Source organism: Antarctobacter albus, from assembly GCF_900101505.1.
Lineage (GTDB): Bacteria > Pseudomonadota > Alphaproteobacteria > Rhodobacterales > Rhodobacteraceae > Antarctobacter > Antarctobacter albus.
In genome coordinates, this window is sequence record NZ_FMZI01000005.1 from 32,819 (window position 1) to 45,645 (window position 12,827).

Sequence of the window (12,827 nt, forward strand, 5' to 3'; positions counted from 1 at the left end):
TGCTCGGTTAAGAGCGCGTTACCGCTTTGTACAAAATGCGGAAATCGACGTACAAAACGTACAAAACGTACAAACTCCGGACCCCCATGCACGTCACCACTTTGATCCTTGGCGCCGGCGCCGCCGGCATGATGGCCGCCGCCTTTGCCGGGCCGGATGTGCTGGTCGTGGACCATGCGAAAAACCCCGGCGAAAAGATCCGCATCTCCGGCGGCGGGCGTTGCAATTTCACGAATATGTATTGTGATTCCAATGCCTTCCTTTCGGAGAACCCTCATTTCTGCAAATCCGCCCTGGCCCGCTACACGCAGTGGGATTTCCTCGACCTCGTCGGGCAGTATGACATCGCCTGGCACGAAAAGACGCTGGGACAACTCTTTTGCGACGGAAAATCCACGCAGATCGTGGACATGCTATTGAAAGAAATGGAGAAATCCGGCGCACAGCTCTGGCTTCGGACCCAGATCAAGGACGTCCGCCATGCCGACGGCCGCTTTGTCACCTCGCTTGAGCGCGACGGAAAACCCATTGAAATCACGTCAAAAAACCTGATCCTGGCCACGGGCGGCAAGTCCATCCCCAAGATGGGCGCCACGGGGATTGCCTATGACATCGCCCGCCAGTTCGGCCACGCCATCACCGAAACCCGCCCCGCACTGGTCCCCCTGACCTTCGGAGACCGCTTTGCACCGCTTTCTGGCGTTTCCACCAATGCCTTGGTTTCAAATAATAAAACCAGCTTCGAAGAGGCGCTTCTTTTCACCCATCGCGGGTTGTCCGGCCCCGCCATCCTGCAAATTTCAAGCTATTGGCACGAGGGCGAAGAGATCACCGTCAACCTCTTGCCCGGTCGGGATTTTCCCGAAATCCTGAAGGCCTGCCGCCAGACCGAGGGCCGCCGCGCCGTGACGACGGAGCTGGCCACGCATCTGCCTGCACGCCTCGTCGAGTTTCTGGGTCAGGACATTGATCTGAAAGGGAATATCGCCGATCTCTCCGACGCCCGCATCGACGCGCTTTCCGACAGTCTCACCGCATGGCGCCTGAAACCCACCGGCTCCGAAGGCTATCGCACCGCCGAGGTCACGCTGGGCGGGGTCTCGACCGAGGGGGTCGACTCCAAGTCCATGATGTCAAAGCATCTTCCCGGCCTCTACGTGATCGGAGAGGCAATCGACGTGACCGGCTGGCTGGGCGGCTACAACTTCCAGTGGGCCTGGGCCTCCGGCGTGGCGGCAGGCCGCCACATTGCCGCATAAGCCCCTTTATTCCTTGGCCAATTCCGCTTCTACACAGGCGATGAAATCCTCGCCGCGCTTCTCGAAATTGTCGTACTGATCGAAACTCGCGGCAGCCGGCGCCAGAAGCACCACCTCGCCCGGTTCTGCATCCGCCGCTGCACGGGCCACGGCCGTCGCCATGTCACCGCAGATTTCGACATCCGTATCAACCAGTTGCAACGCAAAGCTCTCGGGCTCGCGCCCGATCACATAGGCCCGGGACACATGCGCCAGCCCCGGCTGCAATGCCTCCAACCCGCCTTCCTTCATCAACCCGCCACAGACCCAGCGTACCTTTGGGAAGGCCAGCAGCGCTTTCAGGGCAGAGTCCACGTTTGTGGCTTTGGAATCATTGACATAGGTGACGCCCTTCGCCTCGCCCACCCGCTGAGAACGGTGCGGCAACCCGGTGAAGGTACGCAAAGCCGCCTCGATTTCGCGCGGGCCAAGACCCAGGCTCCGGCAAGCGGCAAAGGCAGCGCAGGCGTTCTGGTGATTGTGCGCCCCAGGCAAACCGGCGATGTCACGCAGGTCGATCGAAGCCACCTGCCGCCCTTTCCGCCATTCGGACAGAAATCCTTTGCGCGCAAAGACATACCAGCCCGGACCCGAGAGTTTCTGACCGCTGGCCACCCGGATCACCCGGTCATCTGCGCGCCCCTCGGAGAGCTGCCCTGCCAGGTAGGCACCTTCGATCTCGTCAACACCGATCACGGCCCGGTCCGGCCCGCCCTCGGCAAAGAGCCGGCGCTTAGCCGCGAAATAGCCGCCCAGCCCCGCGTGACGATCCAGGTGATCGGCGGAAAAATTCGTGAAAACAGCGACATCCGGCGTCAGGCTGCGGGCAAGATCGGTCTGGTAACTGCTGAGTTCCAGCACCACGACTCCGCCATCCCCCGGCGGGTCGATGTCCAGCACGCCCCGCCCGATGTTGCCCGCCAACTGGCTGTCCCGCCCGGAGGCGCTCAGGATATGGTGGATAAGCGCCGAGGTCGTCGATTTTCCGTTCGACCCGGTGACCGCCACCACCTTTGGCGGCTGGTCATAGCTGTCCCAGCCATGCCCCAGGCTCCTGAAAAACAACCCGATATCGTTGTCGACCGGCACACCGGCCCGCAGCGCCGCAGCAATCGCCGTGTTGGGCTGTGGGTACAGATGCGGGATACCAGGCGAAGTCACCAGGCAGGCCACGTCGTCAAAGGCCTCCTCGCGGTCCAGCCGCCGCGCCTCGAATCCTTCGGCCTCTGCCCGCTCTCGAGCCGCCGTCGTGTCATCCCAGACCACCACGCGCGCGCCACCTTCGCGCAACGCCCGCGCTGCAGACAGGCCGGATCGGCCCAGTCCGAGCACCGCGACAATAGCACCGTCAAACCCGCGTACCGGGATCATGCGACCACTCCCGTCACTTCAATTGAACCAGCCAAATAGCTGGAGTCCCTCAACGAACCTTTAGCGTCGCCAGGCCGATGATGGCCAGGATCAGCGAGATGATCCAAAAGCGGATCACGATGGTCGGCTCGGCCCAGCCCTTCTTCTCGTAGTGGTGATGGATCGGCGCCATGAGGAAGACACGCTTGCCCGTGCGCTTGAAGTAAAGCACCTGGATGATCACCGACAGCGCCTCGACCACGAAAAGCCCGCCCACGATGGCCAGCACAACCTCGTGCTTCGTCGCCACGGCAATGGCCCCCAGAGCCCCTCCCAAAGCCAGCGAACCGGTGTCGCCCATGAAGACAGCCGCCGGTGGCGCGTTATACCACAGGAATCCCAGCCCCCCGCCGACAACTCCCGCAGCGAACACGAGAATTTCCCCGGTCCCGGGCACATAGTGTACATCCAGATATTCGGTGAAATCGACCCGGCCCACCGCGTAGGCGATCACGCCCAGGGTCGAGGCAGCGATCATCACCGGCATGATGGCCAGCCCGTCAAGACCGTCGGTCAGGTTGACCGCGTTGGCCGCACCCACGATCACGATCATGGCGAAAGGGATAAACATGTAGCTGAGATACAGCAGCGTGTCCTTGAAGATCGGGAAGGCGACGCTGTAGGTCAGTTCCTGGGGATGATAAGCCGAGGCCCAGAAGCCCGCGATCCCCGCGATGATAAAGCCCAGCAAAAGGCGCAACTTGCCCGACAGGCCGGCTGTGTTCTGCTTGCTGACCTTGGCGTAGTCATCTGCGAACCCAATGGCCGCATAGGCCACGGTCACGAAAAGAACCATCCAGACAAATGCATTGTCCAGCCGCGCCCAAAGCAGGGTCGAGGTCACCAGTGCGCCGATGATCAGCAACCCGCCCATCGTCGGGGTGCCCGCCTTGACGATATGCCCCTCGGGACCGTCATCGCGGATCGGCTGGCCTTTGCCCTGCCGCTTGCGCAGCACGTTGATCAAGGGGCGCCCAAAGAGAAAGCCAAAGATCAGCGCGGTCAGAAAAGCCCCGCCGGCGCGAAAGGTGATATAGCGGAAAAGGTTGAAGGCGTCCCCGCCGTCACTGAACTCTGTCAGCCAGAAAAGCATGGCCTGTCCCCTTACCCGTCCAAGTCCGGTGTCGCTTGGCGCAATTTGCGAATGGCGTCAACTACGCGCCCCACCCCCATCGAGAGCGAGCCCTTTGCCAGAACCACGTCCCCGGCATCCAGATCGCGCGCGACCCGTTCCGCCATCTTGTCGCTGGTCTCGGTCCAGTGGCCACGCTTGTCCGCCGGCAGTTCACGCCAGAGGTGCTGCATCAGCGGCCCGATGCAATGCACCAAGTCGATCCGTTGCAACGCCGGGTTGCCGGCAACGGCGCGATGCAACTCTACCTCGCCGGAGCCCAGCTCCTTCATGTCGCCCAGATAGGCGATGCGGCGCCCTCTTGCGACACGCCCGACATCATGACGTGGCTGGGCCGCTGCCAGCACCTCGAGCGAGGCCGCAAGCGAAGCCGGGTTCGCATTATAGGCATCGTCGATCAACTCGACACTGATCCGCGCATCGACCGGATCCAGCATGATCTTTTCGCGCTGGCCGCGTCCCGCCCCGGGATGCCATTGCCCCAGCCCCATGACCGTCACCGCCGGGTCCAGACCCAGCGCATCGGCCACGGCCAAAACGCCCAGGGCGTTGACCGCAAAGTGCCGCCCAGGGGCCATGACCTTGAAAAGACGCGGTTCCGTACCCGCACGCCCGATGGCCACGGTACAGGCGTCGCGCACAGTGACGCGGTACAGACGGTACTGGTTGCAGGCGCGCTCACCAAAGCTCACCGACCAGCGGCGCCCCTCCTCGGCCTTTGCCCGCAGGATCGGGCTGACCGGCAGATCGCCGTTGAAGATCGCGGTTCCGTAGGGCTCCAACCCGTCGAAGATCGAGGCCTTTTCATGCGCGATGCCCTCGATGTTCTCGAAGGCGGCCAGGTGCGCGGGGGCGACCGTGGTGATCAGCGCCACGTGCGGGCGCGCCATCCGCGCCAGGGGGGCAATCTCGCCCGGGTGGTTCATGCCGATCTCGATCACGGCAAAATCCGCGTCACGCGGCATCCGTGCCAGCGTCAGTGGCACGCCCCAATGGTTGTTATAGCTCTTCTCGGCCGCGTGGACGCTGCCATGCGCATCCAGCGTGGCGCGCAACATCTCCTTGGTCGAGGTCTTGCCCACGGACCCGGTGACCGCCACGACCTGCGCCCTTGTCCGTGCACGGGAGGCTTTGCCCAAAGCTTCAAGTCCTGCCTGCACGTCATTGACAAGCAAGAGTGGCGCGGAACTGTCCACACCCTCGGGAACGCGGCTGACCAGGGCCGCCGCCGCACCCTTGTCCAGCGCCTGTTGCACGAAGTCATGCCCGTCCCGGGCGGCCTTGAGCGCCACAAAGAGGTCGCCGGGTTGCAGCGTTCGCGTGTCGATGGACACGCCCGTCGCCGTCCAGTCACAGGGCGTGTCCCCCCCCGTCGCGGCAACCGCCTCGGCAGAGGTCCAGAGGGCTTCGCTCACAGGCCCCTCCCGTCCAGCGCAGCCACCGCGACACTGGCCTGTTCGACATCGTCAAAGGGATAAACCGTATCGCCGATCGTCTGGCCGGTCTCATGCCCCTTGCCACAGATCAGCAGCGCGTCGCCCGGTCCGAGGCCGTCGACACCGCGCAGGATTGCTTCGGCCCGGTCGGGCACCTCGAAAGCGTCGGGCGCACCGGCCAGAACCTCGGAACGGATCGTCGCCGGGTCCTCGGTGCGCGGGTTGTCGTCGGTCACGATCACCGTGTCGGCGTGTTCCGTGGCCGCCATGCCCATCAGCGGGCGCTTGCCCTTGTCGCGGTCGCCCCCGGCGCCGACGATGGCCACCAGTCGCCCCATGACATGCGGGCGCAGGGCCTGGCAGGCGGTCGCCACCGCGTCGGGCGTGTGCGCGTAGTCGACAAAGATCGCCGCGCCGTTGTCGCGCTTGGCCGCCAGTTGCATCCGGCCACGCACGGTGCCGAGCAGGGGCAGCACGTCAAAGACATCCTCGGGATCACCGCCACAGGCAATCACAAGCCCCGCCGCCACAAGGATATTCTCTGCCTGGAAACCACCGATCAGCGACAGCCTCTCCTGGCGGACGGTTCCTTCAAAGCTGAGCCGGATTTCCTGTCCAGTCGCATCGAAACGCTGCGCCTCCAGGCAGAGGTCGGCGGCCTCACGGCCCACGGTGATGACCTCCTGCCCGCGCGCCCGCGCAATCGCCAGCATGTCGACGCCGCGCGGGTCGTCGATGTTGATGACGGCCACGCCGTCCTCTGGCAGGACGCGGGCAAAAAGCCCCGCCTTTGCGGCAAAGTACTCGTCAAAGCTCGCGTGGTAATCCAGATGGTCCTGGGTGAAATTCGTGAACCCGGCGGCAGCCAGGGTCACGCCGTCCAGCCGCCGCTGCGCCAGTCCGTGCGATGAAGCCTCCATCGCGGCATGCGTAACACCGGATTGCGCCGCCCCCGCCAAAACGCGGTGCAGGGTGATCGGCTCTGGCGTCGTGTGTTTCAGCGGCGTCTGCCAGTCCCCCTCGACGCCGGTTGTGCCCACGTTGACAGCGCGCAGCCCCAATTCCTGCCAGATCTGGCGGGTAAAGCTGGCCACGCTCGTCTTGCCGTTGGTCCCGGTGACGGCAACCATCGTGGCGGGCTGCGCGCCGAACCACAGGGCCGAGGTATAGGCCAAGGCCTGACGCGGGTCCTCTGCGATGACCAGCGCTGCGTCCGAGGCGGCCAGTTCCGCGGCGGCAATCCTTGCACCCTCGGCATCGGTCAGAATCGCGCTGGCCCCCATGCGCAGGGCATACTGGATGAATTCGCCCCCGTGCACCCGCGTGCCGGGCAGCGCCGCAAACAGGAAACCTTCCTGCACTTCGCGGCTGTCCACGGCCAGCCCCGTCACGGTAACGTCACGCCCGCCACGGGCATGAAGCCCAAGTTCCGACAGGCTTTTTGACAGGATCTTGCGTTCCGACGCCATCTCTCGTTTGCCCCCAAGGTCGTTTGCTTGCCCGCCGGCCCCGGCCTGGCGGCACGCGGCGGACGACCTCAGTCCGAGGCCGTCGTCAACGTCTTCACTTGCCCCTTATCATACTCTGGAGGCAAGCCAAGAAGCGGCGCGATCCGCGCGATCATTTCGGCGGCCACCGGCACGGCGGTCCAGCCCGCGGTGCGCCGCGGCTTGGAGCCGGTGGTTTCCACCGGCTCGTCCAGCATCACCACAAGGGCATAACGCGGCGCGTCGGTGGGGAAAAGGGCCGCGAAGGTGGCGATGACCTTGTCCTTGTGATAACCGCCTGTCTTCTTGGGCTTTTCCGCTGTCCCCGTCTTGCCGCCGACACGGTATCCGGGCACCTCGGCAAAGGTGGCCGTGCCCTTTTCGCCGATCACCACCTTGCGCAGCATCCTCAGCGAGGCCTCTGCCACGTCGTCCCGCAGCAGTTTGTCCCCCACACGCGGGCGGTCGCGTTTCAGCAGAGTCGGTTCCACGATGTGCCCGCCATTGCCGATCATCGCGTAGGCCGCCGCCAGGTGCAGCGGCGAGACAGAGATTCCGTGGCCATAGGAAATCGTCACCGCCGACAGATCCGTCCAGCGCGATGGCACCAGCGGCTTGGCGCCCTTGGCCTCGACGATTTCAAGTTGAGGCGGTTCGAACATGCCAAGATTGCGATAGAACTCCTGCTGACGCCCGCGCCCGATCATCATGACGATCTTGGCCGTGCCCCGGTTAGAGCTTTGCGCAATCACGTCCGTCACCGAAATCGTGCCGTAGTTCTTGCCGTTGAACTCGCCCACCTTGAAGCCCAGCACCTCGTATGGCGGCGACGTGTCGATCATGGTTTCGGGGTGGACCAGTCCCATCTGCAGCGCCTGAGCCACCGTCAGGATCTTGAAGGTCGAGCCAAGTTCGTACAGGCCCTGCACCGCGCGGTTGAAAAGCGGGCTGTCGTCCGGCTGCCCCTCGACCGGCGGGCGGGGCCGGTCGTTGGGATCGAAATCAGGCAGAGAGGCGATGGCGATCACCTCGCCCGTGTGCACATCCATCAGCACACTGGCCGCGCCACGCGCGTTGAGCATCTTCATGCCCGCGTCCAGCACCTCTTCGGTCGCTGCCTGAACCGACAGGTCGATCGACAGCGCCAGGGGGGCGCCCTCACGCGCGGGATCCCGCAGTTCCTCGTCCAGGTATTTCTCGATCCCCGCGGTGCCAACGACCTCGGCCGAGGCAACCCCCTGCCGACCGAAACGCGCACCGCCAAGCACATGGGACGCGATGGCACCGTTGGGGTACAGGCGCATCTCGCGCGGGCCAAACAACAGCCCCGGTTCGCCGATGTCGTGCACGGCCTGCATCTGCTCGGGGCTGAGTTTCTGTTTCACCCACAGGAACTTGCGCTTGGGGTCGGTGAACCGGCGCGCAAGGGCCTCGGCCTCCATCTCGGGGAAGATCCTGGCCAGTTCCTCGGCAGCCCGCAGCGGGTCGATCATCTGCTGCGGATGCGCATAAAGGCTATGGGTCGACATGTTGGTGGCCAACACGCGGCCGTGCCGGTCGACGATGTCCGCCCTGCTGGCAATGATCGAGGCACCGCTGGCCTGGGCGCGCGGCTCTTCGGGCTCCGAGGCCGACAACATCCCCATCCGGGCCCCCACCACGCCGTAGGCGCAGAGGAACATCATCGCCAGCACCAGCAGGCGGCCTTCGGCGCGCAGGCGCATCCGGTCTCGCATTTCCTCGTGGCGCAACCGGCGATTCTCGCGCTCGATGGCATCGGGGTTTTCGCCGTTCTGGCGGGCCTCGAGGATACGGGCAAGCGGGCGAAGCGGGATACGGGTCATGGGTTCGTCGCCCCGGCAGAGGTCACGTCGATGGGCTGCGTCAGGTCAAGGATCTGAAGCTGGGGAAAGGCGACTTGGTCGACCTTGGCGAAATGGTTCGGCGTCAACGGCAGCAGGCCCAGCCTGTCAAAGTTCAGCTCGGCAAGGTCGCGCAGACGGTCGGGCCGGTTCAGGTAAGCCCATTCCGCCCGCAAGATCGCCAACCGCTCGCGCGCGGCCCCGATATCGCGTCGGAGGTCGTCGACATGGTCCAATTCCGCCTTGGTGCGGTAGTTCTCATGATAAGCCCAATAGCCGGAGGCGATGACGGCCGCGGCCGCGAGCAGGAACAGAAGGCTGCGCATTTCATCTTCTCCTTGTGGTGGTCGGTTTCATCTGCGGCATGGACAATTCCGCCGCCTCGACGGGCCGCGCGGGGACAGTCGTTCGCCGCCCCACCCGCAGCTTGGCGGATCGGGCACGCGGATTAGTTGCAAGCTCTTCCGCGTCCGGGCCGATGGCCTTGCGGGTCAGCACCTCGAAAGGCTCCGTGGCTTCGGGCACCTCCGTGGCATAGCGGTTCACATGTTCCTTCTTGCCGCCGTGCAGTTGGAAAAAGCGTTTGACCATCCGGTCCTCGACCGAATGAAACGTCACGACCGCCAGCCGCCCGCCCGGTTTCAGCACCCGCTCGGCGGCCATCAACCCCTGCCACAAGGCATCGTATTCGCCGTTCACCGCGATCCGAAGAGCCTGGAAACTGCGGGTGGCCGCATGGGCCTGGCCCGGCTTGGTACGGCCAATAACGCGCTCGATCAGCTCGGCCAGCGGCAAGGTCCGGTCAAAGGGACGGTCCTGCACGATGGCGCGCGCGATGCGGCGCGATTGCCGCTCTTCACCGTAGATATAGAGGATGTCGGCGATGTCCGCCTCGTCCGCCGTGTTGACGATGTCCGCGGCAGTGCGGCCCGCCTGCCCCATGCGCATGTCCAGCGGCCCGTCCTTCATGAAGGAGAAACCGCGTTCGGCCCGGTCAAGCTGCATCGACGAGACGCCCAGATCCAGCACCACGCCGTCCACGGCCTCTGCCGCCTCGTCCATCTGCGCGAAATTGCTTTCGACCAGTTCCAGCCGGTCGCCATAGGCCGCGCCCCAGTCACGCGCCATTTCATGCGCCAGCGGGTCACGGTCAATCCCGATCACCTTGTCGGCGCCAGCCTCCAGCAGGCCACGGGTGTATCCGCCAGCGCCAAGCGTGCCGTCGATCCAGATACCCTCGACCGGCGCAACCGCCTCCAGCAAGGGGCGCAGCAGCACCGGAACATGAGGTGCGCCGCCGTTATGCGCCGCGGGATCACTCACTCAGACCTCCTCGACCTCGTCCAGCCACTCCATCGGATCCTCGGGCAGATCTTCCATCAGGTCGTCTTCTTCGATCGCATCTGTCGGCTGATAGCGGTCCGCCGCCCAGATCTGGAACTTGTTCAGGCTGGCCACCGCGTAGGTTTCGCCATCGATGTCATAGCGCGCCCGCAGCTTGGCCGGGATCACGATGCGCCCGGTGTCGTCGACCGAGGCATTCACCGACCCCGAGGAATAGATCTTGGACAGCACCCGCTTGCGTTCGCCCGATTTCATCGCATCGATCCGATCCTCGATGCGCTCCATCTCTTCGACCGTATAGCATTCCAGGTAGGGCAGACGCGGATTGCCATAGACCATGACAAAGCCCGGGTTGCCGTTGTCCTTGGAATCCTTCTCCCAATCGGGGTCACCGGCCTCGAGGACACGACGAAAGGAGGCGGGAATGCTCATCCGCCCCTTGCCATCGACCTTCAGTCGATGCTCGCCTCTGAACCTCAGCCTGCGGCTCACTGCCCTCGGCCCCTCAATTCCCCCGTTTGAAACGAAATACGGCGGGTTGATCAGCTGCCATTGATCAACCCGCCGCTTGACCCGCTAAGCGGGTGTCTCCGACTGCGCGCGCCACCTGGGGGGATGTCTGCTCGCCCGCGCGCCGGATCCTTGTTGTCACGATGAGAGCGGATGCCTGTATGAAACCTGCTCTTGTTGTTTTTGTGAGTTCGGTGCCGGGCCTTGGGTGCCCTTGCTTCCGTGTCCCATCGTGTGAGTTAGTGATGCCATGCCACTTCATGGTAATCAATCCCTTTTTGGGGGAAATCGCGGAATGCGAGTGTAGTCAGAGCCTTGAAAATAGGGCGCCACCGATCACACAGGACACAATCTGCGCAAACCTAGCGAACCACAACACACCCAACACAAGATATAGACAAACCTGATGGCGAGAAAAATTTCCCCTGCGGTCCCACGAAATCCACGTCAATCGGGCTTTCCGCACCGAGTGACCGCAGGAAGCAAGCGCTTGATGCCTTATTCCCAACGGCGAATCACCCTGAATCGCACCGTAACCATGAATTTCGGCAGGGTCTTGCCCGCCTGGGCCAGGTTTTCCCATGCCGAGTGCCATCAATTCCCAAACCGGGGTCCAATACGGTTTCTTGCAGGATGCCTGTAGCGTGACTGTAGCGTGACGCTTGTAGCGTGACTGTAGCGTGACGCTAACATTTGCAGTGAATTACACTAGGATTTACAGCAACGGCGCTTCAGCCCGATGCACCTAGCTTGCAGCGCGGCAAGCTTCGAGGCGTACCACGTCTCCGACCAAGAATACTCTTCGTCCAGAGGTCACTTCCCCACCGGATCATCGCCAGGATGCGATTTCTCTTTGAGCCGTCGCACATACTCAGGCGAGCGGTCATCAAGCGCTGCGTCATATTTGGCCATCTGCAACTGAGACAGAGAGTTGGGCAAGGTGAAGGATGCGAGGAAAACAAAAATAGCCACACCCACGAAGGCGCGCTCAAACCAGACGATCAACGTCACATAGGTTGAAGGGATCAAGAACATGGCTAACGCAAGGCCCAGTGTGACCAGATACAAATAGAACAACCAACGGTGCCGGCGAAGCTTGGCCTTTACCTCACGTCGTCCCAGTTGGAGATCCCTCCACTCACTGGGGCCCGGGTCGCCGATGAAGGTTATCACCGCGATTAAGAACCCCGCCAGGATCGAGAATACTGTCACGACAGTGTTCACGGCATCCTTGTTGCCAGAGATGAGTGGTTGCAGGAAGTATGCGCCTAACGCGGAGGCGCCAAGCAGCACGACACCACCCAGTAGACGCGACCACGCATATTTGGATGTACCCTTTTCTGCCTGGCGTTGCTTGGTCATTCTAAGAGACCACCTTCGCGGAGCTCCTCAGCATAGACCAGCATGTGGTCTTCGGCTTGGTTCACATCCACAGAATTTGCAAAGCGATCCAAGCGAACGCGTTTTTTCAGCGAAATTTCGCTCGGTTTAATGGTGTCGCCGTTCCTGAGCTTGATGACATAATCATCTGCATCCTCGTCTTCGACTAGAAGCTGAGCGGTGCCGTCCATACCGTTGCGCGCCAAGATTGCATCGCCCGCCGGAACCGATATTTCAAGTTTTACAGTTCCTTTAGTGCTGCTCGCGAGACCACTTGCAGGCTCGTAATTTTTGATAAGGTCGCCTATGGCCTCGCTGACCGGTGCCAGTAGCTGCCGAACCCCCCAGCCCAAAGAAGGGTTGGCGGGCTCGGGCACGTGGTCGGTAAGCGCTATGTGGACGGCCTCGTCTATTGCAAGATCGAGTTTCAAGGATGAAACACCACCAGAACTCCGGATCTTGGCCAACTTGTTCACATCGGCGATGCGAACCAGATCGAACTTCGTACAGTCTTCGTTCATCTCGGCCAAACCGAACAAACCTCGAAGGTAGTTCCCTAGTGAAGCGCCGTTAATGCCCGCGTTCAAAGTGATGACGTGGTTCCCGAAGAGCAGGCCTAAGAAATCTGAGTTCAGGAAGTTCTCAGCATTACCTGGTCGCCGTGAATTGACTTGTGTTTGCCGCTGTTCATTCATCGGAATGACCCCAGTGGCTTGATCATCCACATACCGTCCACAGTGCACGAACACTCCGCGCTGCCCCACGTCTCGCATCCGAAGACCCATGACGTTGGTTCCGTCGGCGCGCGTCACGACCCGTTCGGTGGTTAGCGGCAGCGAGTTGAACGCTTGTCGACATTGGTCCTCCAGCGACAGAGGGCCTCCTTCCAACCAGATAACTCGCCGATACTCCAAAAACCGATAGACGGGCATTAGAAAATCCTTCTCGCAAACACGGAGAGGTTTTCA

General features: G+C 62.7%; 11 protein-coding genes. 1 reads left to right on the forward strand and 10 read right to left on the reverse strand.

Annotation, left to right across the window (positions count from 1 at the left end):
- Nucleotides 1-86 precede the first annotated feature (86 nt).
- On the forward strand, nucleotides 87-1,259 hold the full coding sequence (locus BLQ71_RS09725) for a BaiN/RdsA family NAD(P)/FAD-dependent oxidoreductase (protein WP_074621575.1): 1,173 nt from the start codon (nucleotides 87-89) through the stop codon (nucleotides 1,257-1,259).
- 6 nt (nucleotides 1,260-1,265) lie between these two features.
- Here the strand turns inward: BLQ71_RS09725 and murD are convergent, their stop codons facing one another.
- The 10 genes from murD to BLQ71_RS09775 all read right to left on the reverse strand — a co-directional run bounded on the left by murD (nucleotide 1,266) and on the right by BLQ71_RS09775 (nucleotide 12,791).
- Complete coding sequence (murD, locus tag BLQ71_RS09730; RefSeq protein WP_043137924.1) at nucleotides 1,266-2,669, reverse strand: UDP-N-acetylmuramoyl-L-alanine--D-glutamate ligase; 1,404 nt, start codon at nucleotides 2,667-2,669, stop codon at nucleotides 1,266-1,268.
- A 49-nt stretch (nucleotides 2,670-2,718) separates the two neighbouring features.
- Nucleotides 2,719-3,801 (reverse strand): phospho-N-acetylmuramoyl-pentapeptide-transferase, encoded by a 1,083-nt coding sequence (mraY, locus tag BLQ71_RS09735; RefSeq protein ID WP_043137927.1) that lies wholly within the window; start codon nucleotides 3,799-3,801, stop codon nucleotides 2,719-2,721.
- Nucleotides 3,802-3,812: 11 nt separating this feature from the next.
- Nucleotides 3,813-5,255 (reverse strand): UDP-N-acetylmuramoyl-tripeptide--D-alanyl-D-alanine ligase, encoded by a 1,443-nt coding sequence (locus BLQ71_RS09740; RefSeq protein WP_074621576.1) that lies wholly within the window; start codon nucleotides 5,253-5,255, stop codon nucleotides 3,813-3,815.
- Complete coding sequence (locus tag BLQ71_RS09745) at nucleotides 5,252-6,745, reverse strand: UDP-N-acetylmuramoyl-L-alanyl-D-glutamate--2,6-diaminopimelate ligase (RefSeq protein ID WP_074621577.1); 1,494 nt, start codon at nucleotides 6,743-6,745, stop codon at nucleotides 5,252-5,254. Before BLQ71_RS09745 ends, BLQ71_RS09740 begins: the two co-directional genes overlap by 4 nt.
- A gap of 68 nt (nucleotides 6,746-6,813) precedes the next feature.
- Entirely contained in the window at nucleotides 6,814-8,607 is a 1,794-nt protein-coding gene (locus BLQ71_RS09750) for a peptidoglycan D,D-transpeptidase FtsI family protein (protein ID WP_043137933.1), read from the reverse strand.
- On the reverse strand, nucleotides 8,604-8,951 hold the full coding sequence (gene ftsL / locus BLQ71_RS09755) for a cell division protein FtsL (protein ID WP_043137935.1): 348 nt from the start codon (nucleotides 8,949-8,951) through the stop codon (nucleotides 8,604-8,606). Before ftsL ends, BLQ71_RS09750 begins: the two co-directional genes overlap by 4 nt.
- Before the next feature lies 1 nt (nucleotide 8,952).
- A complete protein-coding gene (rsmH, locus tag BLQ71_RS09760; RefSeq protein WP_074621578.1) occupies nucleotides 8,953-9,948 on the reverse strand; it encodes a 16S rRNA (cytosine(1402)-N(4))-methyltransferase RsmH in 996 nt (331 codons plus the stop codon).
- Nucleotides 9,949-10,461, reverse strand: coding sequence for a division/cell wall cluster transcriptional repressor MraZ (locus BLQ71_RS09765; protein WP_074621579.1), 513 nt, complete (start codon nucleotides 10,459-10,461; stop codon nucleotides 9,949-9,951). It lies immediately after the preceding gene.
- A gap of 831 nt (nucleotides 10,462-11,292) precedes the next feature.
- Complete coding sequence (locus BLQ71_RS09770) at nucleotides 11,293-11,841, reverse strand: hypothetical protein (RefSeq protein WP_074621580.1); 549 nt, start codon at nucleotides 11,839-11,841, stop codon at nucleotides 11,293-11,295.
- Nucleotides 11,838-12,791: a hypothetical protein gene (locus BLQ71_RS09775; RefSeq protein WP_074621581.1), complete on the reverse strand. Its 954-nt coding sequence runs from the start codon at nucleotides 12,789-12,791 to the stop codon at nucleotides 11,838-11,840. The genes BLQ71_RS09770 and BLQ71_RS09775 overlap by 4 nt, the downstream gene beginning before the upstream one ends.
- Between the last annotated feature and the right edge of the window lie 36 nt (nucleotides 12,792-12,827).